This window comes from Allobosea sp. Root670 (assembly GCF_001429415.1).
Taxonomy (GTDB): Bacteria; Pseudomonadota; Alphaproteobacteria; order Rhizobiales; family Beijerinckiaceae; genus Allobosea; species Allobosea robiniae.
In genome coordinates this window covers 264092-290718 of record NZ_LMJU01000015.1, presented here as the reverse complement: position 1 = coordinate 290718, position 26627 = coordinate 264092, and the positions used below count along the sequence as shown (strand labels likewise).

At 66.5% G+C, this 26627-nt stretch carries 21 protein-coding genes; 7 read left to right on the top strand and 14 right to left on the bottom strand.

Translation table 11 applies throughout. The annotated features are described in order from the left end of the window. Positions 1-13: 13 nt before the first annotated feature. Positions 14-370: an MmcQ/YjbR family DNA-binding protein gene (locus ASE61_RS13795; RefSeq protein ID WP_061967781.1), complete on the top strand. Its 357-nt coding sequence runs from the start codon at positions 14-16 to the stop codon at positions 368-370. On the opposite strand, the gene ASE61_RS13790 is transcribed toward ASE61_RS13795, so the two are convergent. The 9 genes from ASE61_RS13790 to ASE61_RS13750 form a co-directional block, all read right to left on the bottom strand. After that, a complete protein-coding gene (locus tag ASE61_RS13790; protein WP_061967779.1) occupies positions 365-1252 on the bottom strand; it encodes a PhzF family phenazine biosynthesis protein in 888 nt (295 codons plus the stop codon). The genes ASE61_RS13795 and ASE61_RS13790 overlap by 6 nt on opposite strands. A gap of 110 nt (positions 1253-1362) precedes the next feature. Further along, entirely contained in the window at positions 1363-1701 is a 339-nt protein-coding gene (locus ASE61_RS13785) for a hypothetical protein (RefSeq protein WP_061967778.1), read from the bottom strand. 37 nt (positions 1702-1738) lie between these two features. Further along, positions 1739-2122, bottom strand: a complete 384-nt coding sequence (locus tag ASE61_RS13780) for an SUF system Fe-S cluster assembly protein (protein WP_061967776.1) — start codon at positions 2120-2122, stop codon at positions 1739-1741. 16 nt (positions 2123-2138) lie between these two features. Then, a complete protein-coding gene (locus ASE61_RS13775; RefSeq protein ID WP_061967774.1) occupies positions 2139-3377 on the bottom strand; it encodes a cysteine desulfurase in 1239 nt (412 codons plus the stop codon). A 3-nt stretch (positions 3378-3380) separates the two neighbouring features. Next, positions 3381-3590 carry a tautomerase family protein gene (locus tag ASE61_RS13770; RefSeq protein WP_061967772.1) on the bottom strand — a complete coding sequence of 70 codons (210 nt, stop codon included), beginning with the start codon at positions 3588-3590 and terminating at the stop codon, positions 3381-3383. Next, entirely contained in the window at positions 3590-4939 is a 1350-nt protein-coding gene (gene sufD, locus ASE61_RS13765; protein WP_061967770.1) for a Fe-S cluster assembly protein SufD, read from the bottom strand. The genes ASE61_RS13770 and sufD overlap by 1 nt, the downstream gene beginning before the upstream one ends. Continuing rightward, the gene (gene sufC / locus ASE61_RS13760) at positions 4939-5691 is read right to left on the bottom strand and encodes a Fe-S cluster assembly ATPase SufC (RefSeq protein WP_061967769.1); all 753 of its coding nucleotides are present in this window, start codon (positions 5689-5691) and stop codon (positions 4939-4941) included. The genes sufD and sufC overlap by 1 nt, the downstream gene beginning before the upstream one ends. Before the next feature lie 148 nt (positions 5692-5839). Beyond that, the gene (gene sufB, locus ASE61_RS13755) at positions 5840-7312 is read right to left on the bottom strand and encodes a Fe-S cluster assembly protein SufB (RefSeq protein WP_061967767.1); all 1473 of its coding nucleotides are present in this window, start codon (positions 7310-7312) and stop codon (positions 5840-5842) included. Positions 7313-7372: 60 nt separating this feature from the next. Next, on the bottom strand, positions 7373-8578 hold the full coding sequence (locus ASE61_RS13750) for a cysteine desulfurase family protein (protein ID WP_061968308.1): 1206 nt from the start codon (positions 8576-8578) through the stop codon (positions 7373-7375). 290 nt (positions 8579-8868) lie between these two features. Between ASE61_RS13750 and ASE61_RS13745 the strand changes: the two genes are divergently transcribed. Further along, entirely contained in the window at positions 8869-9540 is a 672-nt protein-coding gene (locus ASE61_RS13745) for an alpha/beta hydrolase (RefSeq protein WP_061967766.1), read from the top strand. A gap of 10 nt (positions 9541-9550) precedes the next feature. Here ASE61_RS13745 and gcvA read toward each other — a convergent pair whose 3' ends face one another. Then, the gene (gcvA, locus tag ASE61_RS13740; RefSeq protein ID WP_061967764.1) at positions 9551-10501 is read right to left on the bottom strand and encodes a transcriptional regulator GcvA; all 951 of its coding nucleotides are present in this window, start codon (positions 10499-10501) and stop codon (positions 9551-9553) included. A gap of 121 nt (positions 10502-10622) precedes the next feature. On the opposite strand from gcvA, the gene ASE61_RS13735 reads away from it, so the two are divergent. Together ASE61_RS13735 and tyrS are read left to right on the top strand one after the other, a co-directional pair. Continuing rightward, on the top strand, positions 10623-10850 hold the full coding sequence (locus tag ASE61_RS13735; protein ID WP_061967762.1) for a hypothetical protein: 228 nt from the start codon (positions 10623-10625) through the stop codon (positions 10848-10850). 94 nt (positions 10851-10944) lie between these two features. Continuing rightward, on the top strand, positions 10945-12198 hold the full coding sequence (gene tyrS / locus ASE61_RS13730) for a tyrosine--tRNA ligase (RefSeq protein ID WP_061967761.1): 1254 nt from the start codon (positions 10945-10947) through the stop codon (positions 12196-12198). Positions 12199-12360: 162 nt separating this feature from the next. Here tyrS and ASE61_RS13725 read toward each other — a convergent pair whose 3' ends face one another. Next, entirely contained in the window at positions 12361-15765 is a 3405-nt protein-coding gene (locus tag ASE61_RS13725; RefSeq protein ID WP_061967759.1) for a hypothetical protein, read from the bottom strand. A gap of 254 nt (positions 15766-16019) precedes the next feature. Between ASE61_RS13725 and ASE61_RS13720 the strand changes: the two genes are divergently transcribed. Together ASE61_RS13720 and ASE61_RS13715 are read left to right on the top strand one after the other, a co-directional pair. Further along, entirely contained in the window at positions 16020-16484 is a 465-nt protein-coding gene (locus ASE61_RS13720; RefSeq protein WP_061967758.1) for a peroxiredoxin, read from the top strand. Between the two features lie 96 nt (positions 16485-16580). Then, positions 16581-17879 carry a M23 family metallopeptidase gene (locus ASE61_RS13715; protein ID WP_061967756.1) on the top strand — a complete coding sequence of 433 codons (1299 nt, stop codon included), beginning with the start codon at positions 16581-16583 and terminating at the stop codon, positions 17877-17879. A gap of 72 nt (positions 17880-17951) precedes the next feature. Here the strand turns inward: ASE61_RS13715 and prfB are convergent. The 3 genes from prfB to ASE61_RS13700 form a co-directional block, all read right to left on the bottom strand. After that, positions 17952-19080 (bottom strand): peptide chain release factor 2 gene (prfB, locus tag ASE61_RS13710; protein ID WP_113586906.1). Its coding sequence is split into 2 segments (ribosomal slippage): positions 17952-19010 and positions 19012-19080, totalling 1128 coding nucleotides; the frame shifts between segments, so codons are not numbered across the junction. A 173-nt stretch (positions 19081-19253) separates the two neighbouring features. Continuing rightward, entirely contained in the window at positions 19254-21704 is a 2451-nt protein-coding gene (locus ASE61_RS13705; RefSeq protein ID WP_061967753.1) for a penicillin-binding protein 1A, read from the bottom strand. Positions 21705-21919: 215 nt separating this feature from the next. Then, positions 21920-22990 (bottom strand): N-acetylmuramoyl-L-alanine amidase, encoded by a 1071-nt coding sequence (locus ASE61_RS13700; protein WP_082617419.1) that lies wholly within the window; start codon positions 22988-22990, stop codon positions 21920-21922. 848 nt (positions 22991-23838) lie between these two features. Here ASE61_RS13700 and ASE61_RS13690 point away from each other — a divergent pair. Then, a complete protein-coding gene (locus ASE61_RS13690; protein WP_061967749.1) occupies positions 23839-26598 on the top strand; it encodes an Rne/Rng family ribonuclease in 2760 nt (919 codons plus the stop codon). The last annotated feature ends 29 nt before the right edge of the window (positions 26599-26627 follow it).

The following is a 26627-nucleotide window of genomic DNA, read 5'->3' as shown; positions in this document are numbered from 1 at the left end:
AGTTACCAACGCAATGTCGCCTGCGGCCTACAACGCCTTCTGCGCGAGCCTCCCCGCCACGAGCCATGTCGTGCAATGGGGCGGCGCCGATGTCTGGAAGGTCGGCGGCAAGGTCTTCGCCCTCGGCCGGCAGCAGGAGAACGGCGAGATGGCCGTCTCCTTCAAATGCTCGCCGATGGCCTTCGACATCCTGGGCGAGCAGCCGGGCCTCAGGCCCGCTCCCTATCTCGCCTCGCGCGGCATGAAATGGATCCAGTGGCTTACCGGCGAGAGCATGCCGGATGAGGCCCTGCAGGACTATCTCGCCGAGAGCCACCGCCTCGTCGCCGCCGGGCTGACGAAGCGGGCGCGGGCCGAACTGGGGCTATAGCAGCGCCTCGCCGCGGAACATCGGCACGCAGCCACCACCGACCCGCGAGCGGAAGCCGTCCGCAGCGCGACGCGACGTGACGTTCAGGCGGCTCGGCCGCCCCATCTCGACGCCCTGCGTGATGCTGTAGGCCGCCTCGTCCCCGCCATCGAGCGACAGGAGCAACGCACCGAGCGTGGCGCTGGCGCTGCCGGTCGCGGGGTCTTCCCAGGTGCCGGCCAGCGGCGCGAACATCCGCGCCCGGACCGCATTGCCGTCGCGGGCATAGAGGAACAGCGACAGCCGCCCCTGCAATTCGGAATGCTGGCCCTCAAGCGTGCGGAAGGCGGCGAGATCAGGTGCAGCACCGGCCAGCGCGGCGGGCGCGACCTCTGCCAGCACGAATTTCACGCCAAGCGAGGCCTGGACCGGCTTATGACCGCTGGTGACGATGTCGGAGAGCGAGAGACCCGCGCAGGCGGCGATCCGGTCCGCCGGCAGTTCGACACCGAGCGACAGAGCCTGCGGCGCGGCGATGACCGCGCCCGATACAGCTCCGGCCGCATCGCGCTCGACGGCGATCTCGACCAGCCCGGCCATCTGCTCGAAGCGGAGGACGCCGTTGCGGTCGCGGCCATGACGCGCCAGCACGCAGGCGGTGCCGACATTGGGGTGGCCGGCGAATGGCATCTCGGCGGTGCGATGGAAGATGCGCACCCGTGCGTCATTGGCAGGATCGTCCGGCGGCAGGACGAAGGTCGTCTCGCTATAGTTCATCTCCGCCGCGAGCGCCTGCATCTGGGCATCGGAGAGCCCGCGTGCATCGGTGAAGACGGCGAGCGGATTGCCGCCGAAGGCGCGATCGGTGAAGACGTCGACGGTTTCGTAGGGAAAGCTGGGCATGGCGGGCTCCGGTGGCGATAATCCTGCGCCCCGTCTTGATGCCATCCTTCTCCGGCCGGGAATAATGAAGGTCGATCATGCGATCGATCACGCGCGCGCGACCGCCGCCGTCACAGCAGGAAATGCAGGCCGAAGCCGATAATGACGAAGCCGGTCGCGACGATCTGCGCGATGAAGAGCGGCTTCAACCGGAACGCCTGCGCGGCCTGAAATTCAGCGCGTTCCGAGCGCGACATCCGCTCGCGGGCCTTGAACTGTTCGGCCAATGCCGAGGGATCGCTGCTCGCCCCGTCGCGTTCGAGATCCATCCGCACGGTGATGAAGCCGATGACGAGACCGAGCACACCCAGACCGAAGAAGCCGACGAGCCGCAGCGAGGCGTAGAACACGCCGATCAGCAAAGCGGCCAGGAAGGGAAAGACCAGATAATCCCACTTCGTCTCGCGCATAGGGCATCATGCGCGAGAGCAGCGGACGGGTCCAGCCTCACCACATGTCGAGCGCGACCCGGGCCTCGTCGGACATGCGCGACTGGTCCCAGGGCGGATCGAAGGTCATGTTGACCGTCACGCCAGCGACGCCGTTGACGGTGCTCACGGCATTCTCCACCCAGCCCGGCATCTCGCCGGCAACCGGGCAGCCCGGCGCGGTCAGCGTCATGTCGATCGTGATCTGCCGGTCGTCGGCGATATCGACACGGTAGATCAGGCCGAGTTCGTAGATGTCCGAGGGAATCTCGGGATCGTAGACCGTCTTCAGGGCGGCGATAATATCATCCGTCAGCCGGTCGATCTCTTCCGGCGGCAACGCGGTGCCCTTGCCCATGGCGGGGGCGTTCGGCTTGATCTCTTCAGCGACGCTGTCGGTCATCTCTTCAAAATCCCGGTCAGGCGAACAGGCTCTCGGCCTTCCGCAGGGCATCGACCAGCTTGTCCACCTCTTCGAGCGTGTTGTAGAGCCCGAAGGAGGCGCGGCAGGTCGATGTCACTCCATATCGTGCCAAAAGTGGCATGGCGCAATGGGTGCCAGCCCTGACTGCGACACCGGCACGGTCGATCACGGTCGCGACATCATGGGCATGGGCGCCCTTCATCTCGAAGGCGACGATCGCGCCCTTCTCCCGCGCCTTGCCGAAGATGCGGATCGAGTTCATCTCGCCGAGCCGCTCCATCGCGTAGGCGCCGAGCTTGGCCTCATGCGCTGCGATATTCTCGCGGCCGAGCGCCATCATGTAGTCGAGCGCGGCACCCAACCCCACCGCCTCGACGATCGCCGGCGTGCCGGATTCGAAGCGGTGCGGCGGGTCGTTATAAGTCACTGTGTCTTCACTGACGGTGACGATCATCTCGCCGCCACCCTCGTAGGGCGGCAGCTTGTCGAGCCATTCCTTCTTGCCCCAGAGAATGCCGGAGCCGGTCGGCCCATAGGTCTTGTGGCCGGTGAAGGCGTAGAAATCGCAGCCCAGCGCCTGCACGTCGACCGGCAGATGCACCGCGCCCTGGCTGCCGTCGACCACCAGCGGAATGCCGTAGGAGCGGCAGATCGCGGCGACCTCGGCGATCGGGATGATCGTGCCGATCGCGTTCGACATCTGCGTCAGCGACACGACCTTGGTGCGTGGCGAGATCAGCTTCTCGAACTCTTCGATGAGGAAATTGCCGTCCTCGTCGATCGGCGCCCATTTGATCACGGCGCCATGGCGCTCGCGCCAGTAATGCCAGGGCACGATGTTGGAATGGTGCTCGAGGATCGAGAGGATGATCTCGTCGCCTTCCTGGATCTTCAGGTAGCGCCCGAGCGAGGATGCGACCGTGTTGAGCGCGCCGGTGGAGGAGCGCGTGAACACGATCTCCTCCAGATGCGCCGCGTTCAGGAAGCGGCGCGCACTTTCGCGAGCCGCCTCATAGGCTTCCGTCGACGCGTTGGCGAGATAGTGGAGGCCGCGATGGACATTGGCATAGTCCTCCCGCATCAGCCGCGTCATCGCCTCGATCACCGCTTCCGGCTTCTGGGCCGAGGCGGCGTTGTCGAGATAGACCAGCGGCTTGCCATAGACTTCCCGGCCGAGGATCGCGAAATCCTTGCGGATCGCAGACACATCGTAGGGCTTCGCCAGCGCGTTCATGGCTCAGGCCTTTCCGGGCGAGGCCGGGGCCTTGTCGGCGACCAGCACGCCGCCATGGCCCCAATCCTCGCGCTCGATCTCCTGGATCACGATATGGGTGTTCTGCGGGTCCTTGCCGAGCACGCGCACCAGCGTTTCGGTGAAGGTCTTGACGATCTCGGCCTTCTGCGCGCGGGTCGCGCCCTTGGTGATCTGGACGTTGATATAGGGCATCAGACGGTACTCACCTCGGAAGCGGCCTCGCGGGCCTTGAGCCACGTTTCGACCTCGGTCATCACGAGATCGCGCACATCCTCGTCGGCGATGAACTCGACCGCCTCGCCGGCGAAGGCCTGCAGCACCAGCGCCTCGGCTTGCGGCCGCGGCAGGCCGCGCGCCATCAGGTAGAAGAGCTGGTCGCCGTCGATCTGCGCGACCGTCGCGCCATGGCCGCAGACCACGTCGTCGGCGAAGATCTCCAGCTCGGGCTTGTTGTACATCGAGGCGCCATCGTTGAGCAGCAATGCGTTGCTCTTCATGCTGCCATCGGTCTTCTGCGCGTGCTGGCGCACGATGACCTTGCCCTGGAAGACGCCGGTGGCCTCACCGCTGGCGATCGTCTTGAACAATTCGCGGCTGGTGCCGTGCGGCACCTCGTGGTCGACGATCAGCGTCACGTCCGAATGCTCGGAGCCACGCAGCAGATTGACGCCGCGCAGGCCGATCTCGGTGTGCTCGCCGGCATAGCGGACGAAATGCTGCTGGCGCACCGTGCCGGCATTGCAGATCAGCGCGAAGGAATCGAACTTCGCACTCGCGCCCACCGTCGCGAGCAGGCTCTGCACCTCGACCGTCGCCGCCTGCTGGCGGGTGACGATGCGGACATGCTGGATCTCGCTCTCGTCGCCGGTCTCGAAGACGATCGCGCCGTTGATCTGCTGCGCAGAGGAACCCGCGGCTTCGCTGACCTCGACGATCGTGCCCTTGGCACCCTTGCCTGCGAGCACGACCGAACGATGGAACACCGCACGCTCTTCCTCGCCGGAAGCAAGCGCGACGATCACGATCCGCTGCTCCAGCTCGGTGCCCTCGGCGATCTCGACGAACACGCCATCGCGCATCAGCGCGGTGTTGAGGGCAAGGCCCGTATCGTCGTTACCGACCGAGGGGCCGGCGAGGATGCGGGTCAGGTCTTCGCGCGGCGAAACCAGCGCCTCGGCGAGCGACTGCACCGAGACGCCCTCGGGGATCGCGTCGAGCGTGGAGAGTTCCGGCGCGAAGATGCCGTCGACCAGCACGAGGCGCAGGCCATCGAGCTTCAGCGCGGCCAGACGAGCCTTGACCGCCGCCGTGACGGCGGCGCCGCCGGCAAGCGGGCGCGCCTCGCGCAGCAGCGTGCGCAGGTCAGTATAGCGCCAGGATTCGAGCCGGCGATGCGGCAGGCCCTTGGCCTCGAAGCCGGCGAAGGCATCCTCGCGCAGCTTGCGCACGGCCGGGCCGCCCGGCAGCTCGGCTTTGCTGTCAGCGTATTGCTGGACAAGCTGCTGTTCCGCAGCCGTCTTCAGCGGGGTGACGATGGCCATCAAGCAGCCTCCCCATAGGCCGCATAGCCCGACTTCTCGAGTTCGAGCGCCAGCTCCTTGCCACCGGTCTTCACGATCCTGCCCTTCGACATGACGTGGACGGTATCCGGCACGATATGGTCGAGCAGGCGCTGGTAGTGGGTGATGACCAGGAAGCCGCGGTTCTTGTCGCGGAGCGCATTCACGCCCTCGGCGACAATGCGCAGCGCGTCGATGTCGAGGCCGGAATCGGTCTCGTCGAGAATGCACATCGACGGCGAAAGCAGAGCCATCTGAAGGATTTCCATGCGCTTCTTCTCACCGCCGGAGAAGCCGACATTGAGCGGGCGGCGCAGCATGTCCTTGGCGATTCCGAGCTTGTCGGCAGCGGCATTGACCTGCTTGATGAAGTCCGGCGTCAGCAGCTCGTCCTGCCCGCGCGCCTTGCGCTGCGCGTTCATTGCCGCCTTCAGGAAGGTCATGGTGGCGACGCCAGGGATCTCCAGCGGGTACTGGAAGGCGAGGAAGATGCCGGCGGCGGCGCGGGCATCGGCCTCCATCTCCAGCACGTTCTCGCCGTTGAGCAGGATTTCGCCGTCGAGGACCTCATAGTCCTCCTTGCCGGCGATGACATAGCTCAGCGTCGACTTGCCGGAACCGTTCGGCCCCATGATCGCGGCGACCTCGCCGTCGTTCACGGTGAGGTTCAGGCCGTTCAGGATCTGCTTGTCCTCGTCGGCGATCTTGACGACCAGATTGCGAATTTCGAGCATCGTTTCGTTCCTGTGTCATCCCGTGCGCGGTGCTGCGCGAAGCGGTGCGCCGCAGACCCGGGATCGTAATGTCCAGAGATGGTCCTGATGACGGTCCCGTGTCTGCGGAGCAGCATTATGTGCTGCGCCGCGCACGGGATGACCGCCCTTATCCAACCGAGCCTTCGAGCGAGATGGTGATCAGCTTCTGCGCCTCGACGGCGAATTCCATCGGGAGCTGCTGCAGCACCTCCTTGACGAAGCCGTTGACGATCAGCGCCACCGCCTCCTCCTCGGAGAGGCCGCGCTGCTGGCAATAGAACATCTGGTCCTCGCCGATCTTCGACGTGGTCGCCTCGTGCTCGAAGATCGCGGTCGCGGTCTTGGCCTCGATATAGGGGATGGTGTGCGCGCCGCACTGGTCGCCGATCAGCAGCGAGTCGCAGTTGGTGAAGTTGCGCGCGCCGGTCGCCTTGCGATGGGCCGAGACGATGCCGCGATAGGTCGAGTCCGACTTGCCGGCGGCGATGCCCTTGGCGATGATCTTGGAGGTCGTGTTCTTGCCGAGATGCAGCATCTTGGTGCCGCTATCGACCTGCTGCATGCCGTTCGACACCGCGATCGAGTAGAACTCGCCGCGCGAGCCGTCGCCGCGCAGGATGCAGGACGGATATTTCCAGGTGATCGCCGAGCCGGTCTCGACCTGCGTCCACGAGATCTTCGAGTTCTTGCCGCGACAATCGCCGCGCTTGGTCACGAAGTTGTAGATGCCGCCCTTGCCCTCGGCATCGCCGGGGAACCAGTTCTGCACGGTCGAGTACTTGATCTCGGCATCGTCGAGCGCGATCAGCTCGACCACCGCGGCGTGAAGCTGGTTCTCGTCGCGCTTGGGCGCCGTGCAGCCTTCGAGATAGCTGACATAGGCGCCCTCGTCGGCGATGATCAGCGTGCGCTCGAACTGGCCGGTATTCTGCTCGTTGATGCGGAAATAGGTCGACAGCTCCATCGGGCAGCGAACGCCCTTGGGAATGTAGACGAAGGAGCCGTCGGTGAAGACCGCGCTGTTCAGCGTCGCGAAATAGTTGTCCGTCACCGGAACGACCGTCGCCAGATACTTCTTCACCAACTCGGGATGCTCCTGGATCGCCTCGGAGATCGAGCAGAAGATCACGCCGGCCTGCGCCAGCTCCTTCTTGAAGGTCGTGACCACCGAGACGGAGTCGAACACCGCATCGACCGCGACGCGGTTCTCAGGGGCGACGCCGGCCAGGATTTCCTGCTCGCGCAGCGGGATGCCGAGCTTCTTGTAGGTCTCCAGGATCGCCGGATCGACCTCGTCGAGCGATTGCGGCGAGGCGCCCTTCTTCGGCGCGGCGTAGTAGTAGAGGTCCTGGTAGTCGATCGGCGGATAGTTGACGCGCGACCAGGTCGGCTCGGTCATGGTCTTCCAGCGACGGAAGGCATCGAGCCGCCATTCCAGCATCCATTCCGGCTCGTTCTTGCGCGCCGAGATATAGCGGACCGTGTCCTCGGTGAGGCCCTTGGCGGGCTTGTCGACCTCAAGCTCGGTGACGAAGCCGTATTTGTACTCGGTCACGTCAATCGACTTGACCTGATCGATGGTCTCCTGGACCGCTGCCATTTCTCAGTCTCCAGTGCGGGTTCAAGGCCCGCCGGTTTGGTCTTCGTGTTGCGGAACGCTTCAGGCGGCAGCCCGGGCGCTCCGATCGGGTTGCGCGGCCACGAGCTTTTCGTAGGCCGCGAGAAAGAGATCGATATCTGCCTCGCAGGTGGTCCATCCGAGCGACGCCCGCAAGGCCCCCGCGCTCATGGCCGAGTCGATTTTCATCGCATCGAGCACATGCGAGCGCTTGACCTTGCCGGACGAGCAGGCCGAGCCGGACGAGAGCGCCACCCCGGCAAGATCGAGCCTGATCAGCACGGTCTCGGCCTTGAGACCCGGCGTCGCGAAGGCGCTGGTATTGGGCAGGCGCGGAGCGGCCTGAGCGAAGATCGCCGTTTCCGGCGACAGCGCCGATAGTCCCGCCTCCAGATGATCGCGCAGGCGGGAAATCCGCACCGCCTCCGCGTTCAGAAGCTCGCTGGCAATCTCAGCCGCCGCGCCGAAGCCGATGATTCCCGGCAGGTTTTCGGTTCCGGCACGCCAGCCGCGCTCCTGCCCGCCGCCGCGCATCGGCTTGTCGGCGAGTTCGAGCGCGCCGGTGCGGAAGACGATGGCGCCGATACCCTTCGGCCCGCCGATCTTGTGCGCCGAAAGCGTCAGCACGTCGGCGCCGAGCGCCATGATGTCGATGGCGATCTTGCCAGCGGCCTGAACGGCGTCGCTATGCATGAGGGCGCTATGGCGATGCACGATCGCGGCCGCCTCGGCGACCGGCTGGATCACACCGGTCTCGTTATTGGCGAGATGGATCGACACGAGCGCGCGGGCGCCGGGATTCTCGGCAACGAAGCGGATCAATCGCGCGTCGAGCCAGGCGAGATCGACCAGTCCGTTGCCGTCGACCAGAATTTCTTCCGCCATGCCGCGCGGGAACCGATGCCCCTCGCGCACGCAGGCATGCTCGGTCGCGCTGTGAAGCAGAAGCGTCGCGGGCGTGCGCACGCAGTCGCGGCCGCCATCGCAATCCATCAGGCCCGGCGAGAGCACCGCGACATTCGCTTCCGTGCCGCCGCTGGTGAAGACGACGTTCGAAGCCTTGGCCCCGACGAGCCTGGCGACCTGCTCGCGCGCCCGCTCCATGGCGGCCCGCGCCGCCCGCCCCTCGCCATGGACGGAGGACGGATTGCCGGGCAGCGTCAGCGCATGCGCGACCGCTTCCACCACCTCGGGTCGCACCGGGGTCGTGGCATTGTGGTCGAGATAGGCGCGTCCCGCCGTCACGATCCTGCCTGCTCCATCCTCGTCATCGGCGCCCACTGATACGAAATGCTTGAAATCGCACCTGTGCGCCGTGCTATAGCCGCCCATCCGAACCGGCCGGAACGGTCGAAACGCGGCTCGCTCGAGCGATCCACCGTTTTGTTCTCGACTTGTTCACGGCTGTTAGAACTATTCTAAGCGCTCTTCATCTAGGGCGCGCATGGTGGCGCCGTCAAGGGTGGCCGGGTTTCGAGCAGGCATGCGCCCGCTTTCTGCCCGCCCGCGCCGGCACTGCCGCAAGAAGCGGTGAGACGATGCCAGAGGTTATCTTCAACGGGCCGGCAGGCCGGATCGAGGGCCGCTACCAGCCGGCCAAGAAGCGGGGTGCACCGCTCGCGATCATCCTGCACCCGCACCCGCAATTCGGCGGGACGATGAACAACCAGATCGTCTACAATCTGTTCTATACCTTCGTGAATCGCGGCTTCTCGGCACTGCGCTTCAATTTCCGCGGCGTCGGCCGCAGCCAGGGCCATTTCGACCACGGCGCCGGCGAGCTCTCGGATGCCGCCGCCGCGCTCGACTGGATGCAGGCTCTGAACCCCGAGGCCAAGAGCTGCTGGATCTCCGGCGTCTCCTTCGGCGCCTGGATCGGCATGCAGCTCCTGATGCGCCGCCCGGAGATCGAGGGGTTCCTCTCGATCGCGGCGATGGCCAACCGCTACGACTTCTCCTTCCTAGCGCCCTGCCCGTCCTCCGGCCTGTTCGTCCATGGCTCGGAGGATCGCGTCGCCCCGGTGAAGGAGGTGATGGCGGTGATCGAGAAGGTGAAGACCCAGAAGGGCATTCAGATCGAGCACACGGTCGTCGAGGGCGCCAACCACTTCTTCGACGGCAAGGTCGATGTGCTGATGGAGCAGGTCGGCGTCTATCTCGACGGCAAGGTCGGCCCCGAAATCCTCAAGAGCGAGCAGGAACAGGCCTGAGCCTGCCTGCTCAAGGAGACGGGTGGGTCAGCCCCCGGCTCGACGCCATGACGGGCAGCGTCATCTGCGCTGCCCGCGCCTCCGCCAGGATCCAGTCGCGGAACAGCCTGATCTTGCGCTCGCGCTGCCGTTCCGTCGGATAGACGATCCAATAGGCCCATGCGTCGCGCACGACATGCTCGACGGCATAGACGAGCCGCCCGGCGGCGATGTCATAGGCAAAGAGTTCCGGCACGGCCATCGCGACGCCATGGCCGCGCATCGCCGCCTGGACGCTCATCGCCTGCATTTCCAATGACATCGTCCGCCCGCCAGGCCGGGGCATGTCGAGACCGAGATCGGCGAACCAGTCCTTCCACGCCCCCTCGTCGGCGCTCAGCAGCGGCGCCCGCAGCAGGTCGGCCGGCTCGCGCAATTGCAATTGCTCGCGCAGTTCCGGCGAGCAGAGCGGCGCGTAATGGCAATCGAACAGCTTCTCCGCCGTCACGCCGGGCCATGAGCCCGGCCCATAGCGCACGGCGAGGTCGACGGCCTCGGTGGTGAAGTCGACGAGATGCTGCGAGGTCCGAACGCGAACGGCGAATTGCGGGTTCTCCATCTGGAACTGTGCCAGCCGCGGCGACAGCCAGGTGATCGCCATCGTCTGCAGCGAGGAGATCGTCAGGACCGTCTGGTTCTCCTCGCAGATGTCGCGGAACACCGTCCCGATATCGGAAAGCGCCTTGCCGACCGGGCCGGCCAGCCGCTGGCCGATCGCGGTCAGCACGACCTGGCGCGGCTGACGCAGGAAGAGCGGCGCCCCGACCCGGTCCTCCAGCAGCCTGATCTGATAGCTCACGGCCGCCTGCGTCATGCCAAGTTCCTCGGCGGCGCGGGTGAAGTTCTGGTGGCGTGCCGCAGCCTCGAAGACGCGGACCGCGGCAAGAGGCGGAAGCTTGGGCGGCGGCGGATGCGAAGGCATGCCGAAGCATAAGCTCTCTTTATGACAGGTGGCAATCTTCCGCTTTGTCGCCGCGCCCCATCTGGCCCAGATTCACCTCACATCAGCGGGCGGTAGCGCCCGCCTCCGAGAGGATACCGTCATGACCTGCGCCTCCCACGCGGCGCCGCTGGAGACATCCGGCGGCTCGTCCCTTCTGCGCGGCCTGCTCACGCTCTGGCAGCGCCATCGGAAAACCGAACGCACGCAGCACCGGCTCGCGACGCTCGATACCCGCGCGCTCTGCGACCTCGGGCTCCCGCGCGACATCGTGGAGCTGCCACACCCGCACGACACCGCCGATATCTGGCTCGGCCGCATTCCCGGATGAGGTTGAGAGCGCCTTTGCCGCAAAAGCGATTTCCACTTTTCGGCCCGATGCTCTAGACGACGGCGGAACGACATCCAGCAGATCGCAAGCCGCCATGACCACCTACAAGTCCGATTTCCTGCGCGTTCTCGACGAGCGCGGCCTCATCCATCAGGTCTCCGATCCGGCAGGCCTCGATGCTCTGTGCCGCCAGGGAATCCAGACGGCCTATGTCGGCTATGACGCGACCGCGACGAGCATTCATATCGGCAACCTGATCTCGCTGACGATGCTCTACTGGTTCCAGGAGACCGGCCACCGCCCGATCACGCTGATGGGCGGCGGCACCTCCATGGTCGGCGACCCGTCCTTCCGCGACGACCAGCGCAAGCTGCTCACGGTCGAGGAGATCGCCACCAATATCGAGAGCATCAAGCGGGTCTTCGGCCGCATCCTGCGCTATGGCGACGGGCCGACCGACGCGATGATGGCCAACAATGCCGACTGGCTGCTGAAGCTGAACTATGTCGAGTTCCTGCGCGATGTCGGCCGGCATTTCTCGGTCAACCGCATGCTCTCCTTCGACTCGGTGAAGCTCAGGCTCGACCGCGAGCAGTCGCTGTCCTTCCTCGAATTCAACTACATGATCATGCAGGGCTACGACTTCACGGAGCTCAACCGGCGCTATGGCTGCCGCCTGCAGATGGGCGGCTCCGACCAGTGGGGCAACATCATCAATGGCGTCGACCTCTCGCACCGGATGGGCGGCCCGCAGCTCTACTGCCTGACCACGCCGCTCTTGACGACCTCGTCCGGCGCCAAGATGGGCAAGACCGCCAATGGCGCCGTCTGGCTCAATGCCGACGTCTTCAGCCCCTATGATTTCTGGCAGTATTTCCGCAACACCGAGGACGCCGATGTCGGCCGCTTCCTCAAGGTGTTCACGCGCTTGCCGCTGGACGAGATCGCCCGGCTCGCTGCGCTCGGCGGCGCCGAATTGAACGAGGCGAAGAAGATCCTCGCGACCGAGATCACCGCCATCGTCCATGGCCGCGAGGCGGCCGAGGCCGCTGCCGAGACCGCGCGCAAGACCTTCGAGGAAGGCGGGCTTGCCGCCGACCTGCCGAGCGTCGCGATCGCGCGGGCCGAAATCGAGCCGGGCATCGGCATGCTCACCGCCTTCGTCAAGGCGGGGCTCGTGCCCTCGACCGGCGAGGCCCGTCGTCAGGTCAAGGCCGGGGGCTTGCGCGTCAACGACGTGGTCGTGACCGATGAGCGCGCGCTGCTCGGCCTCGGCGATCTGACGTCAGAAGGCGTGATCAAGCTCTCCTTCGGCAAGAAGAAGCACATCCTGCTGCGCCCGGAGTAAGGGCGCGCCGGCGGCGCTCCTGTCATCCCGCACGCGCTGTGGCACGATAGTGCTGCTGCGCAGAGGCGGGACCGTTCCCAGGATAAGGCGCCCTCTCGTCACGCGGTCCCGTGTCAGCGGCGCACCGCTGCGTGCTGCACCGCGCACGGGATGACAGGCGCCTCAGCGCGGCTGCGTCTGCCTCGGCTTCTGCGCCGGCGCGCCGCCGAGCGGATCGACGAAGCGGCGCAGGATGCCGGGCGCCAGAGCCGAGAGCGGATTGATCGACATGGTCGGTGCGCTGGCGGCGCCGGAGATGCGGAAATTCACCGCGAAGAGCCCGCCATACTGGCTGCCGCCGCCGAGCAGCGCGCCGACGACGGGCACCTGGGCGAAGGCGTTGTTGAAGGCATAGCCGGGCACGAAGGTCCCGCCGATATCGACGCGGTCGCGGCCATAATCGACATGCCCCTGCAAGGTGAAACCGACCTGCTGGCCCCAGATCACCATGTCGGAAACGTCGAGCCGGCTGGCCGAGCGGGTGAATTCGGCCTTGAGCTTGGTGAAGGCGACCTCGCTCACGTCGATGCGCTGCTCGGCCGCGCCATCGCCCGCGAAGGCCCGCGACGACTGCGCCCCGACCACGCGGCGCAGCGCCGGCTCATCCCGGACCATGAAGTTGCGGAACAGCAGGTCGCCGCTCTGGTTCTCGCCCGGCCCCAGCGTGAGCACGAGATCGCCGCCATGGGCCTTGTTGTAGAGGTCGAGGAAGCGCAGCAGCGAGCCGCCGTTCTCCGACTGGACGACCAGTTGCCCGCCCTCGCCCTGGCGGCCCTGCCGGGCGGAAACATCGGCCTTGCCGATCCGACCCTGGAAATTGGCGGAGCGGATATCGCCCCCGCGCTTCACGAGTTTCAGCGTACCGCTGGTGATCGCCTCGCTGTTGAAGCCGGTCAGGATCGGCACGTCGAGATCGACGTCGTAATCGCCGCCCTTGGCCCCGGACTTAGCCCCCTTGCCTGACGATCCCGGGCGTTGCAGGTCCTTGATGAAGGGGCGCAAGTCGGCGACCGCGCCCCGCACCGTCAGCTTGACGACGCTGCCGTCCCGCCGTGCATCGACCTTCAGGTTGTCGCCCGGCGACAGGCGGAACTGGGAAAAACTCGCACTGTCCAGCCCGTTCTGCTTGTTCAGCTCGATCCGTCCCTTGATCAGGGCCGAGCCCGCCTCGAGCGAGAAATCCTCCAGGTCGGGGCCATCCGCATCCGCGACATAGGCGAAACCGATCTTGCCAGGCCGCCCCGACGGCTTGCTCAGCCCGGGAACGACACCGTCGAGCGCGACCTTGGCGAGGTCGATCTCGACGCGCGGCGGCTGCTCCGCGCCCTTGCCGAGCGACTTGACCACTTTCACCGGTAATGTCCCGGAAATCCCGCTATCGGTGCCGAAGCCGCGTCGCTGCCGGGCCGCGGCATCGAGCGCGAGCTGCAGGACCGCTTCGCCCTGCCCCTTGCCGTTCTGCTTGAGCTCGACCTGCGCCTTGTCGCCGCCGACCCGCGCATCGCCACGCAGCGACAGCCCGTTGCGATCGAGATTGACGGCGAAGCTGCCGGCGTCGAGCTTCTCGGTTCCCAGAAGCGTGTCGGAAGCGACGCTCGCGAGCGATCCGGTGCCGGTCACGACGACCTCGTCCGGCTTGAGGTCATCGGCAAGCGGCAGGGTGATGCCGACCTTGAGGTCGCTCGTGCCCTTGATCGCAGCCGGATCGATCTTGCCGGGGTTGAACTCCTTCAGGGCCGGAAAGGCGAAGAGCGCCGCCAGCGCATCCATCGAGCCGACCGAGCGGAAGCCGATCCGCGCCTGTGCGCGGTGCACATGGTAGTCGGGCATGGCGAAGCTACCCTCGCTCAACTCGAGCTTGCGACCACCACCGAGCTCGGCCGTTGCCTTGCCGATGGCGAGCTGGACGGTGCTGCCACCGACCCGGCCGGACACGGTCGCATCGACCAGAGGCGGCAGGCCGGGATCGGGGAGATAGCGGACGCGGTCGGCATCGATCATCACCGAGAGCGCGGCATCCGGCATGCCCTCGCCCCTGAGCAGGCGGGCGTGATCCTCCGGTGCCAGGTCGAGATCGACCGACAGCGACTTGATGCGGCCCGCCGCGAGCTGCCGCCGCAACGTGCCGTGCACATCGGGCGAAGTGAAAGCAGGCCAGATCGCGAGCAGCGCGCGGGGATCGGAATCGCTCGCCTTGATCGCGAAGCGCTGCAATGGCGAGCCGTTCACCCGCTGAACCATGGCAGACATGTCGACGGTGGCGAGCGGCCCGCGCAACGAAACGGAGTCGATGGTCACGGCATTATTGGCAGGGTCGAGCTTGACCGCGGCCTTCAGGCTGTCGATCTGGACCGGCGGATCGGCGTCGACGCCGGCAAGCTGGCCCTTGGCATCCAGCGCAATGCGCCAGCCGCCATTATCCTCGCGCAGCGAGCCCGTCGCCGAAAGCTGCGTCGCCCCGGCCTTGATCTCGCTGCGGACGATGTTGAGCTCGGACAGGTCGGCGCCGCTCGCCATCTCGATATCGGCAGAATCCAGGGCGAAGGACGAGACCGGGCTTTCGGGAAAGCGCAACGTGCCGGACCGAACCGCGATCCGGGCGGTGATAGACTTCTTGCCGTCCGGGGACTGCCGCAAGATGGCGCGCCCCTGCAGCGGCAGGCCCTCGACCAGAACGCCGCCCTTTCCAAAGGCGAGCGCGACCGCTTCCGCCGGCTCGAAGCGCAGGATATCGATATCGGCGCGCTGCGTGCCGTCGGCCTCGGTCGACAGATCGACGGCGAGCTCCTTCCAGCGCTGGCCGGTGCGCCCCTTCATCGTCATCCGCGTGCCGCGGTCGGCGATGCGGGTCAGCTTGATCTCGACATCCTCCAGCCCGGCCTTCTGGCGCCCTTCCGGGTCGACCAGCGAGAGCCGCGCCCCGTTCATGCCGGCTTCCTCGAGCGATCCGAGAATGCCGTCGCCGCGCGCCAGCGTCGAAATCGCCCCCATGATGCCGGTGAAGGCGTTCCATTGTGCCGCATCCGGGACGCTCGGCTGCGGCGGCGTCTCGGCCGGCGCCGAATCGGCGTTGACCACGAGGGCGCCGTCCTTGGTGACGCCGAGGCGGACATTGACGCCGCGCAGGTCGACCGAGACGAGCTTGATCTCGCCCCTGAGCAGTGCGAGCGGCGCATAGCCCAGAACCGCTTCCGGCGCCCGGATCACGGCGCCGCTGACATGCTGGAACGAAACCTGCCGGACGCGCAGTTGCGAATGCCCGTCGATGCGGCCGAGCTCGGCCGAGGCTGCCGTGACCTTCCAGTCCGGTCCCAGGCGCGCCTCGATGGCAGCCGTGATGCGCCCTTCCAGCCCCGACAGCGGTACGATGCCCGTGACCATGAGCGTCGCTGCCGCCCCCGCCAGCACCAGCACGGCGACCGTGACCGCGACGCAGATGGTGACGAGACCCGCCTTGGCGCGCCGCTTCACGATCGCGACATCGCAGGCTTCGCTCTCGGGCAGCGCTTCGCCTTGCCCCGCAGCCACAGCCCTTGCTTCCTGGTCTGCCAAAATCCGCGGGTCCTCTTCGGCGCCTGCGCCGGCTCGTGTCAGGGTGCGGCCGATCGCCCCTTGCCGCAATCCCTGAAGGCGGCATGCATGTCGATGCGGTCAGACGAAGCGATTCGGCAATCCGGAAACGGAATCACCCGACGATTCGCAGGTTTTTGCCGCGAGCCGTCCCGCCATGCCGGGTCACGCGCTCCATGCAGCGAGAAGGCGACGAAAGGAAGGCGGCGGCCATGGCATTGCAGGAAGGCGACAAAGCGCCGGATTTCACGCTGCCCCGCGACGGCGGTGGCGAGATCGACCTTAGCGCGCTGCGCAGCCGCAAGGTCGTGCTCTACGCCTACCCCAAGGACAACACCCCCGCCTGCACCGAGGAGGCCATCGCCTTCAATCGCCTGCGCCGGGAATTCACGGCCTGCGGCACCGAGATCATCGGCGTTTCGCCCGATTCGGCGAAGAAGCACGGCAATTTCAAACGCAAGTACGAGCTCGACTTCCCGCTCCTCGCCGACGAGACGCAGGCTCTGGCGAACGCCTACGGCATCTGGGTCGAGAAGAGCCTGTATGGCCGGAAATACATGGGGGTCGAACGCTCGACCTTCCTGATCGATGCCGAAGGGCGCCTCGCCCGGATCTGGCGCAAGGTGAAGGTTGCCGGCCACGCCGAAGAAGTGCTCGCGGCGGCCCAGAAACTTTGAAGCATCGCAGGAGCGTTGTGCGTGCCGGGATTTGCGAAAGATTAACCCTAACAATGTCTGATGAGGGTATCGGCAGCGTGATTACCGGTTCCGCGTATGCATCATCAGTCCCAGACAGCTCCCGCCCTCCCGACCGTCGGCCTGGTCTCCCACAAGACCTATACGCTGCGCCGTTCCACCATGCTCGCAGGGCTCGCCTGGCTCGCCCTGAGCACGGCCTGCAGCGGCGGCGCCGGCTGGTACATCCTCAGCAGGGATGATCTCGCCGCGAGGCTGATCGCCCGCGAGACATCGCGCCAATACGCCTATGAGGATCGGATCTCCGCGCTGCGGGCCGATATCGACCGCTACGCCAGCCGCGCCCTTCTCGATCAGGACGGTGTCGAATCGCGCGTCGACGAACTTGCCAGCCGGCAGGCCGAGATCGAATCGCGCCAGTCGCTCGTGGCGGCGCTCACCGACACGTTGCAATCCAATGGCCTGATGCCGGCCGCGAAGCTGCCGCTGCGCTCGCAGGTCATCAAGCCCGGCGAACCGATCCGCGCCTCCGGCGTGACCAGTTTCGCCCCCATCCTGCCGGGCAAGCCGACGCCCGCACCCGAGACACCTTCGCTGCGCGGCGCCGATAGCGGCTGGCAGTCCGGCGAAACACCGGCCGAGCCCCCGGCGAAGCGTGTCGATGCCGCCTTGACGAAGCTTGACGGCGCCATGGCCAGGACGTCCAACGCGCAGCTCTCGACGCTGAAGGAGATGGACGAGACCCTCGCCGTGACGCAGAAGCGCCTGCGCAGCGCGCTCGCCGAAACCGGGCTTGACGCCGATCGCCTCGCCGCACCGGCTGCCTCGGCCGGCGGCATGGGCGGCCCCTTCGTGCCGGTGAAGCTCGACCCGTCGGAGAGCCCCTTCGCGGCCACGCTCAGCGCCCTCCAGCCGCGCGTGGCGTCGGTCCTGCGCCTGCGCGGCGTGATCGAACAGTTGCCGCTCTCCCGGCCGATGGCCGGCGATCACGACTTCACCTCGAATTTCGGCTACCGCACCGATCCCTTCACCCGCGGCCTCGCCATGCATACCGGCGTCGATTTCCGGGCCGAGACCGGCTCGTCGGTCCTGGCGACCGCACCGGGCAAGGTCGTGGTGGCCGAGTACAATGGCGGCTACGGCAACATGGTCGAGGTCGAACACGCCAATGGCCTGAGCACCCGCTACGCCCATATGTCGGCGATCTCGGTCTCGACCGGGCAGATGGTCAAGGCGGGGACCGTGGTCGGCCGGGTCGGCACCACCGGTCGCTCGACCGGACCGCACCTGCATTATGAAACCCGCATCAACGACGAGCCGGTCGACCCGACCCGCTTCCTGCGTGCCGGCGGCAAGCTGTTCGCGAAAGCGCTCTGACAGGACCAGCCCGAAATGAAAAAGGCCGCGCTTCGGGCGCGGCCTTTTTTTTGTTCGCCTTGGCAGCCGAGACTAGTCGATATCCTCGACTTCAACCTCGGTGCCATAGACGCGCTGTGCCAGCGACGCCTCCATGAAGGCATCGAGATCGCCATCGAGCACCTCCGATGGCGCCGTCGAGCTGACGCCGGTGCGCAGGTCCTTCACCAGCTGGTAGGGCTGCAGCACATAGGAGCGGATCTGGTGGCCCCAGCCGATATCGGTCTTGGAGGCCTGCTCGGCATTGGCCTTGTCCTCGCGCTTCTTCAGCTCGACCTCGTAGAGGCGCGCGCGCAGCATGTCCCAGGCCTTGGCCCGGTTCTTGTGCTGTGAACGCTCCTGCTGGCAGGACACCGCGATTCCGGTCGGGATATGCGTGATGCGCACCGCCGAATCCGTCGTGTTGATGTGCTGGCCGCCGGCTCCTTGCGCGCGGTAGGTGTCGATGCGGCAGTCGGATTCGTTGACGTCGATGACGATGCGGTCGTCGACGACCGGATAGACCCAGATCGACGCAAACGATGTCTGCCGCCTGGCATTCGAGTCAAAGGGCGAGATGCGCACCAGCCGGTGCACGCCCGATTCGGTCTTCAGCCAGCCATAGGCGTTATGACCCTTGAACTGCAGCGTCGCCGACTTGATGCCGGCCGTATCGCCGTCCTGGTATTCGAGCGTCTCGACCTTGAACTTCCGCCGTTCGCCCCAGCGCCGATACATGCGCAGCAGCATCTCGGCCCAGTCCTGGCTCTCGGTGCCACCCGCGCCGGGATGAATCTCGACATAGGTGTCGAGCATGTCGGCCTCGCCCGAAAGCAAGGTCTCGACCTGCAGCCGCGCCGCTTCGTCCTGCACGGCCTTGATCGCCTGCTCGCCCTCGGTGACGGTGGCCTCGTCGCCCTCCATCTCGCCGAGTTCGATCAGCGTCAGCGCGTCGTCGAGCTCGCGCTCGAGCTTGCCGATGCCCTCGATCTGGGTTTCCAGCGAGGTGCGTTCGCGCATCAGCTTCTGCGCGGTTTCAGCATCATTCCAGAAATCGGGTCCCTCGGAGAGGGCGTTGAGTTCCGCTAGGCGGCGTTGAGCGACATCCCAGTCAAAGATGCCTCCTCAGCAGTCCGATCGACTGCTTGGCGTTATCGAGTTGCGTCTGGATTTCGGGGCGCATGATTCCGTCTGGACGTCCTTGTGGGCTGAACTTGAGCGCTGAGATAGGGGCGAAAGCCGGCGCTGTAAACGCCCGAGCGATCATCAGCTCGCCGGGTCGAGGCGACTATGATCGTCGGCCCGAAAGGAAAAACGCCCGGAGTCATCTCCGGGCGTCAAAAACCTGCTGTCAGCTCAGTAGAGCCCACCAGTGCCGGAACCGACAGCGCGGCCGCCGCCTCCCGGCCCGACATTGAGCGGCGCGCTGCCGTCGCCGGCAGCACCGATCACCGAATAGCTGTCCGGCGGCGCCGTACCCGGCTTGAAGGCTTCGAGAATGCCGCCCTCGCCGCCGGCGCGCATGCCCGTGCGGGGGTCGACGCGGATCAGCTTGATGCCGGCCGGCACGCGGAACGGCGTCGCCGGCTTGTCCTTCAGCGCCGCGCTCATGAAGTCGCGGAAGATCGGCGCGGCATACTGGCCGGCCGTCGCCGAGGTGCCCAGCGACTTCGGCTTGTCGAAGCCCATATAGACGCCGACGGCGAGGTCGGGCGAGAAGCCGACGAACCAGACGTCCTTGGCATCGTTGGTCGTGCCGGTCTTGCCGGCGAGCGGCTTGCCGACCGACTTGACCACCGTCGCCGTACCGGCGTTGACCACGCCCTCGAGGATCGAGACCATCTGGTAGGCGGTCAGCGGGTCGAGGACCTGCTCGCGGTTGTCGACCAGGCGCGGCTCCTGCTGATTGGCCCATTTCTCGGCGTTGCAGCCCTCGCAGACCCGCTGGTCGTGCCGGAAGATCGTCGAGCCCGAGCGGTCCTGGATGCGGTCGATCAGGGTCGGCCGGATTCGCTTGCCGCCATTGACCAGCATCGAATAGCCCGCGGTCATCCGCATCACGGTCGTCTCGCCGGCGCCGAGCGACATCGACAGCACCGGCTGGAGATCGTCATAGACGCCGAAGCGGCGTGCATATTCGGCGATCAGCGGCATGCCGACATCCTTGGCGAGCCGCACCGTCATCAGGTTCTTCGAGAACTGGATGCCGTAGCGCAGCGTGCGCGGCCCGGTCGATTTGCCGTCGTAGTTCTCCGGGCGCCACATGCCGAGCCCCGCCCCCTGATCGATCTCGATCGGCGCGTCCAGGATGATGCTGGACGGGGTGTAGCCGTTGTCGAGAGCGGTCGCGTAGACGAAGGGCTTGAACGAGGAGCCGGGCTGGCGCAGCGCCTGCGTCGCGCGGTTGAACTCCGACTGATCGTGGCTGAAGCCGCCGACCATCGCGAGCACGCGGCCCGAGAACGGGTCCATCGCGACGATGGCGCCGTTGACCTCGGGCAATTGCCGCAGCCGCGCATAACCCGGCCGGCTCTCCATCGGCTCGACATAGACGACATCGCCGACGGAAACGACCTGCGAGATGCGGCCGCGCCGGGTCCATTTGATGCCGTCGGCGGCGAGCGTCAGGATCTGGCGCTCCTTGTTGAGATGGCCGGCAGTATCGCGCAGTGGATGCAGGCCGAGCTTGGCGCTGTCGCCGTTGACGTCGAGCACCACCGCGAGCCGCCATGGCGCCACGTCGCCGAGCACCGGCAGTTCGCCGACCACGGCACCCCAGTCCTTGCCGCCAAGGTCGATCTTCTGGATGGCGCCGCGCCAGCCGCGCGCTTCGTCGAAGCGCACCAGCCCATCGACCAGCGCCTTGCGGGCCATCAACTGGGTCTTCGGGTCGACGGTGGCGCGGACCGAGAGGCCGCCTTCGAGCAGCTTCTTCTCGCCATAGCGATCCTGCAATTCGCGCCGGATCTCCTCGGCGAAGTAGCCGGCGGCGATGTTGTTGGGCGAAACCGTGCGTGGGTTGACGCCGAGCGGCTGCTTCTTCGCCTCTTCACCCGCCTCGCGCTTGGCATAACCGTTCTCGACCATGCGATCGATGACGTAGTTGCGACGCTCGATTGCGCGGTCGCGGTTGCGGAAGGGATGGAGGTCGGAGGGCGCCTTCGGCAGCGCTGCAAGGTAAGCAGCTTCCTGCAGGTTCAGCTCATGCACCGACTTGCCGAAATAGTTCAGTGCCGCGGCGGCGATGCCATAGCTACCCTGCCCCGGCGCCGGGGCGCCGAGATAGATTTCGTTCAGGTAGAGCTCGAGGATCTTGTCCTTCGAATAGGTCGATTCGAGCTTCAGCGCGACGAGCGCCTCGCGGATCTTGCGTTCGATCGACTGCTCGGGGCTGAGGAAGAAGTTCTTCGCGACCTGCTGGGTGATCGTCGAGGCACCCTGCGGCCGACGATTCGCGCCTCGGTTGCGGAAGTTCGAGATCGCGGCACGAACCAGACCTTCCGGATCGACGCCGATATGCTTGTAGAAATTCTTGTCCTCGGCCGAGAGATAGGCGTCGATGAGCAGCTTCGGCACGGCCTGGATCGGCAGATAAAGGCGGCGTTCGCGCGCATATTCGGCGATCAGGCTGCCGTCGCCCGCATGGACGCGCGTCATCACCGGCGGCTCGTAGTTCCTAAGCTGGGCATAGTCCGGCAGATCTTGCGAGTAATGCCAGATCAATCCGCCGGCGATGGCAGCGCCGATCACGAAAGCGATCGCACCGGCGGCGAACAACCATCCGAAGATTCGCAGAATGAACCGCATCTCAGGCCCTGGACCCCGTAATTCTCACCGGCGGGCGCCGGATCGGGGCGCTTCGCAAATCAAAGCTATAACATGACGGAGATGGCGGAACCGTGGCTTCGCGACCACATTCCGCACCATCCGGCAGTCCTCGGAACGCTACGCAGGCACGCCGCCGACGATTCGGCCGCTTCCCCATCCCTGCCGCCGATCCCGGCCGGGCGCAACCGGAGCGGCTAGTTCCGGTTCTCGGCCGCCTTGCCGACGGAAGCCCGCTCGCGGGCGAAATAATCCTCGATCGCGGAAGAAACGGCGGTCACCGCCTTGCCTCGCCATTCCGGCGAATTGAGCAGTTCGGCATCCTTCGGGCTCGACATGTAGCCGAGCTCGATCAGCACCGACGGCACATCCGGCGCGCTCAGCACCCAGAACCGTGCCGAGCGCAGCGGGACCTTGTGCATCTTGATCGAACCGCCGAGCTTCTCGACAAGATTGCGCGCGAAGACACCGGTGAAGGTCCGCGTCTCGCGCCGGGCGAGATCCTGCAGGATGCCGGCGACATCCTGCAGTTCCTCGCTGGTTTCCAGTCCTGCGGCGGCATCCGCCTCGTTTTCCTTGGCCGCAAGCCGGGCGGCCTCGGCGTCCGTCGCACGCTCCGAGCGGGTATAGACGGTGGCGCCGCGGACCTCCTGGGCCTGGGTCAGCGAATCGGCATGAATCGAGACGAACAGGTCGGCCTGCTCGCCGCGCCCGATCTGCACGCGATCGCCGAGCGAGACGAAACGGTCGTCGTCGCGGGTCATGACGACGCGATAGCGGCCGCTGGCCTCGAGCTGCTCCTTGAGTGCCTTGCCGAAGGCGAGAACCACCACCTTCTCGGCGATGGCAGCGACCGTCGCACCCGGATCGATACCGCCATGGCCGGGATCGATCACGATGGTGCGGCGCGTCTCGCCGGCAGCCTTTGCGGGCGCCGTAGCAGGAGCAACCGGTCCCGGCCTGCGCACCTTGTCGGCCTCGGCCAGGAACTCCGCCCGCGCGACCTTCTTCAATTCGATCGTCAGTTCGCCGAAGCCGCCCCGCACCGTCTTCACCTCGGCCTTCGCGATGACGGCGGGATGCGACAGGTCGATGATGATTCGGGCCTTGTCGGCGGTGAACAGGCCGTAGCGATAGCCGCTGACGAAGCCGGCGCTGCGCTTTACCGAAGGCCGGATCTGGAAATTGGTCGAGGGCAGTTCGACGATGACGCGGTCCGGAGAGACCTGCACCCAGGCATCGACCGCGACGGCCGAGGACAGCATCATCGAAAGGCTTACGGTCTCGCCGTTCTGCTCGATACGGGCGTCGGTCGCGACCGGATACTCGCTCTGCGACCGCGGCTCGGCCTTCGTCTCCGCCCGGGCCGGCGAAAAGCCGGTCGCCAGCAGGCAAGCGACGGCGAGCGCGCACCGCAGCGCCCGGGATCGCCACGGCGCATCGCAACGGCTCGAATCGGCGCGGCGGATGCACGAGAACAGGTGAAAGATCCCGCTTATTGTTACGAGGGTTTAACCATAACGGGGCTGAAATCCTAACAGCCCGTTACCATCTCTTCCCGGGACCGTGAACCGCCCTGCCGAGGGCGGCGTGAGATGCACGCGTCATGTGACTTGCAAATCACTATCACCTGTCTGTAATGGAACAGGTTGCTTGTCAGCCTGCCCGAGGGACACATCCGGATCGTGCGATCCGTCGGCGTCCGAAGCAGGCTGGGCTACCGCTCCGGACCGGAGTGGCGGCAACAAGACGACCGCAACGGATCGTCCGCAGACGGTTGGCATCGGGATTGCGTGTTTTCTGCGCCCTGCCCTGTCTTGCGAGCGTGCAAACGCGATGCGCCTGGCCGCCCGGCCGGAGCATCGCAGGTCAGGACAGATGACGGGGCATAAGACGCCGCTAGCACCATCGGTGAACCGTCCGAACCTGCGGAACCGCGCCGGGCTTTGCGCCCGGGTGGCTGTTCCGAACCGCCTTCCTGTCTCGACCGCTTCCTTCTCCCTCCTGCAACATGCCGGCTCATCCCGGTCTTTTCGCGGCGCCCCTGCCCGCGGCGGCGGACTAGCATCCGTAGCCGCGCGGCCCTGGTTGGCGGCCGCGCCAATGGAAACGACTTATGGCCAACAAGATGCTTATCGATGCCACCCACCCGGAGGAGACCCGGGTCGTGGTGGTCCGCGGGTCCCGCGTCGAAGAATTTGATTTCGAATCCGCCAGCCGCAAGCCGCTGCGCGGCAATATCTATCTCGCCAAGGTGACGCGGGTGGAGCCTTCGCTCCAGGCCGCCTTCGTCGAGTATGGCGGCAACCGCCACGGCTTCCTCGCCTTCTCCGAGATCCATCCCGACTACTACCAGATCCCGGTCGCCGACCGGCAGGCGCTGCTCGACGACGAGGCCCGTGCCGAGCGTGACGAGGAGCGCGACGAGGAGAAGCGCGAGAAGCGCGGTCGCCGCGACCGTGGCCGCCGCGGCGATCGCGACAACCGCGCCAAGAAGGCCGCCGCCGACGAGACCGTTTCGGCGGAAGTCGAAGCGACCGGCGAGGACGTCCAGGTCGAGACCGACGGCAAGGAAGCCGCCATGGTCAATGAGGGCGCGCCCGCCTTCGGTGAGTATTTCGCGCCGGATGTCGCCGAATCGACCACCGAGGACGCCGCTGCGAACGCTGCGCCGCTGACCTTCGAGACCGTCTCCGTCGACGCCGTCGAGGTTTCGGTCGAAGAGCCGGAGGGCTCGGACACCGAAGCCCGCAAGCCGTCCGAGGACGAGGGCGACGACGAGAACGGCAACGAGGAGGCCGAAGAGGCTCCCGAGCAGCTCGGCGGCGGCGACGCCCTCGACGACATGCCGGAGCGGCGCCAGCGCAGCCACCGCCGCCAGTACAAGATCCAGGAGGTGATCAAGCGCCGCCAGATCATCCTGGTCCAGGTCGTCAAGGAAGAGCGCGGCAACAAGGGCGCGGCGCTCACCACCTATCTCTCGCTGGCCGGCCGCTATTCGGTGCTGATGCCCAACACCGGCAAGGGCGGCGGCATCTCGCGCAAGATCACCAATGCCGAGGACCGCAAGCGCCTCAAGGAGATTGCGACCGAGCTCGAGGTTCCCGAGGGGATGGGCCTGATCCTGCGCACGGCCGGCGCCTCGCGCACCAAGGTCGAGATCCGGCGCGACTACGAATACCTGATGCGGATGTGGGAGAGCGTGCGCGAGCTGACGCTGGCCTCGGTCGCTCCGGCGCTGGTCTATGAGGAGGGCAACCTCGTCAAGCGCTCGATCCGCGACCTCTACAACAAGGATATCGACGAGGTTCACGTCGCCGGCGAGGAGGCCTATCGCGAGGCCAAGGACTTCATGCGCATGCTCATGCCGAGCCAGGCCAAGAGCGTGAAGGCCTATCGCGAGCAGACCCCGCTCTTCGCCTCCTTCGGCGTCGAAAGCCAGCTCGACGCGATGTTCTCGAACACGGTCACGCTGAAATCCGGCGGCTATATCGTCATCAACCAGACCGAAGCGCTGGTCGCGATCGACATCAACTCCGGCCGCTCGACCCGCGAGCACAATATCGAGGACACCGCCCTCAAGACCAATCTCGAGGCGGCGGAGGAAATCTCCCGCCAGCTGCGCCTGCGCGACCTCGCCGGCCTCATCGTGATCGATTTCATCGACATGGAGGAGAACCGCAACAACCGCGCCGTCGAGAAGAAGCTGAAGGAGTGCCTGAAGGACGACCGCGCCCGCATCCAGGTCGGCCGCATCTCGGCCTTCGGACTGCTCGAGATGTCGCGCCAGCGCATCCGCACCGGCGTGCTCGAATCGTCCTCGGTGCCCTGCCCGCACTGCGCCGGCGCCGGCATGATCCGCTCGACCTCTTCCGTCGCGCTGCAGATCCTGCGCGCGCTGGAGGAGACGCTGATCAAGAGCGCCGCACACAATCTCACCGTCCGGACCCGTCCGGAGGTGGCGCTCTATGTGCTGAACCAGAAGCGCGCCCATCTCGCCGATCTCGAGACCCGCTTCGCCATCGCGATCACGATCTCGACCGACGCGAACCTGCTGGGCACGCGCTATTTCGAGGTCGAGCGCGGCGAATTCGTCGGCAATGAGGGGCGCGTCGTCCCGACCAGCTTCAAGGCCGAGGCGATCGCGTCGGATGTCGATGACGAGGCGCTGGATGCCGCCGCGGAAGCGGCCGCTCTCGACGCCGAGACCGGCGGCACCGAGACAGCCGCCGCCGAGGCTCAGGACCAGTCCGAGCGTGGCGAGGGCGAGAATGGACGCCGTCGCCGTCGCCGTCGCCGCCGCCGGCGTGGCGGCGAGCGTGACGAGCAGGGCCAGCAGCTCGACGGCGCGCAGGGTGACGACGAAGGCGACGAGAGCGAGGAAGACGGCGACGACGCCGCCATCCCGGCCACGGCAACGGCCGAGCCGGCTGCCGAAGCCGCCGTCGAAGTCGCCCCGGAACCGGTCGTCGAGGAGCCTGCGGCCGAGCCCGCCAAGCCGAAGCGCAGCCGCGCCCGCAAGCCGAAGGCCGAGGCTGCCAAGGAGACCGAAGCCAAGACCGAGACGGTCGCGGCCGAAGTTGCTCCGATCGAGGCCGAGAAGCCCAAGCGCAGCCGCTCGCGCAAGAAGGTCGTGCCGATCACCGAGGGGGGCGAAGCCGCTGCGGACGCTGCTCCGGCTCCTGTCGAGACCAAGGCCGAGGCGCCGGTCGCTGCTCCCGAGACCGCGGCCGCCCCGGCCGAGCCCGCTCCGGCGCCGGAACCCGCCCCCGTTCGCGCACCTGCCGAGGAGCCCGTCGCGGTCGTGCTGACCGAGCCGGACCCGGACCGGCCGAAGCGTGGCGGCTGGTGGAACAGGCTCGCCGGCCGCTCCTGATCGCGCCGCCGAATTCCAACGCATGAAAG

What these genes read in the sequence shown, in the direction of transcription:
- ASE61_RS13720 (WP_061967758.1), top strand. Translation starts at nt 16,020, where the DNA reads ATGGCATTGCAGGAAGGCGACAAAGCGCCGGATTTCACGCTGCCCCGC.
- ASE61_RS13775 (WP_061967774.1), bottom strand. Translation starts at nt 3,377, where the DNA reads ATGAACGCGCTGGCGAAGCCCTACGATGTGTCTGCGATCCGCAAGGAT.
- sufC (WP_061967769.1), bottom strand. Translation starts at nt 5,691, where the DNA reads ATGCTCGAAATTCGCAATCTGGTCGTCAAGATCGCCGACGAGGACAAG.
- ASE61_RS13795 (WP_061967781.1), top strand. Translation starts at nt 14, where the DNA reads ATGTCGCCTGCGGCCTACAACGCCTTCTGCGCGAGCCTCCCCGCCACG.
- ASE61_RS13785 (WP_061967778.1), bottom strand. Translation starts at nt 1,701, where the DNA reads ATGCGCGAGACGAAGTGGGATTATCTGGTCTTTCCCTTCCTGGCCGCT.
- ASE61_RS13790 (WP_061967779.1), bottom strand. Translation starts at nt 1,252, where the DNA reads ATGCCCAGCTTTCCCTACGAAACCGTCGACGTCTTCACCGATCGCGCC.
- ASE61_RS13700 (WP_082617419.1), bottom strand. Translation starts at nt 22,990, where the DNA reads ATGATGCTGTCCTCGGCCGTCGCGGTCGATGCCTGGGTGCAGGTCTCT.
- sufD (WP_061967770.1), bottom strand. Translation starts at nt 4,939, where the DNA reads ATGGCCATCGTCACCCCGCTGAAGACGGCTGCGGAACAGCAGCTTGTC.
- ASE61_RS13745 (WP_061967766.1), top strand. Translation starts at nt 8,869, where the DNA reads ATGCCAGAGGTTATCTTCAACGGGCCGGCAGGCCGGATCGAGGGCCGC.
- ASE61_RS13770 (WP_061967772.1), bottom strand. Translation starts at nt 3,590, where the DNA reads ATGCCCTATATCAACGTCCAGATCACCAAGGGCGCGACCCGCGCGCAG.
- gcvA (WP_061967764.1), bottom strand. Translation starts at nt 10,501, where the DNA reads ATGCCTTCGCATCCGCCGCCGCCCAAGCTTCCGCCTCTTGCCGCGGTC.
- ASE61_RS13690 (WP_061967749.1), top strand. Translation starts at nt 23,839, where the DNA reads ATGGCCAACAAGATGCTTATCGATGCCACCCACCCGGAGGAGACCCGG.
- ASE61_RS13780 (WP_061967776.1), bottom strand. Translation starts at nt 2,122, where the DNA reads ATGACCGACAGCGTCGCTGAAGAGATCAAGCCGAACGCCCCCGCCATG.
- sufB (WP_061967767.1), bottom strand. Translation starts at nt 7,312, where the DNA reads ATGGCAGCGGTCCAGGAGACCATCGATCAGGTCAAGTCGATTGACGTG.
- ASE61_RS13705 (WP_061967753.1), bottom strand. Translation starts at nt 21,704, where the DNA reads ATGCGGTTCATTCTGCGAATCTTCGGATGGTTGTTCGCCGCCGGTGCG.
- ASE61_RS13735 (WP_061967762.1), top strand. Translation starts at nt 10,623, where the DNA reads ATGACCTGCGCCTCCCACGCGGCGCCGCTGGAGACATCCGGCGGCTCG.
- ASE61_RS13715 (WP_061967756.1), top strand. Translation starts at nt 16,581, where the DNA reads ATGCATCATCAGTCCCAGACAGCTCCCGCCCTCCCGACCGTCGGCCTG.
- tyrS (WP_061967761.1), top strand. Translation starts at nt 10,945, where the DNA reads ATGACCACCTACAAGTCCGATTTCCTGCGCGTTCTCGACGAGCGCGGC.